This window comes from Xenorhabdus entomophaga (genome assembly GCF_037996725.1).
Classification (GTDB): Bacteria; Pseudomonadota; Gammaproteobacteria; order Enterobacterales; family Enterobacteriaceae; genus Xenorhabdus; species Xenorhabdus khoisanae.
In genome coordinates this window covers 1-514 of the sequence record NZ_JBBMXH010000323.1, presented here as the reverse complement: position 1 = coordinate 514, position 514 = coordinate 1, and the positions used below count along the sequence as shown (strand labels likewise).

General features: G+C 54.1%; 1 protein-coding gene. It reads right to left on the bottom strand.

Going from position 1 to position 514, the window contains the following annotated elements; translation table 11 throughout:
- Positions 1-24: 24 nt before the first annotated feature.
- Positions 25-514: terminase TerL endonuclease subunit (locus AAC854_RS22995; RefSeq protein WP_340619115.1), on the bottom strand; the 490-nt coding region annotated here is incomplete at its 5' end.

Below are 514 nucleotides of genomic sequence, written 5' to 3'. Positions count from 1 at the left end.
CATTAATAGTTTCATAAAAGGACCTCAGAGTGAGCGCAGACCCCGGCTCATTAACACATCGGACAGGCTTTCCGGTTGCTCACCCCCGTTCACCAGTAACCGGCTCAGGGCAGTAAACAGGGCAACGGGACCGTCAATTTTGGCTTCCGGCGTGGATTTATTGGGGAAAATATTGTCGTTTTTGTCCGGTTTGACGGTGACGTTACTCATCATCCAGTCCATTACCGGGTGGGCGTTATGGTGGAATTTACCGCTGTACACCGCCGCTTCCAGTGATTTCATGGCTTCCGACAGATTACGCACGGTTTGTGCCACTTCCACCAACGGCACGCCGTCTTCCGCCAGTGCCAGACTGAACTGGACTGCACTCCACGGGTCAAAACCCAGTTCTTTCAGGTTTTCACCGCCGACCCAGTGCAGCAGCTCTTCTTTTATCTGGGCGTGGTCCACCACTTCGCCGTCGGTCAGGGTCAGAACGCCCATTTCATCCCACTTGCGGTAAAGTTCCGCCATC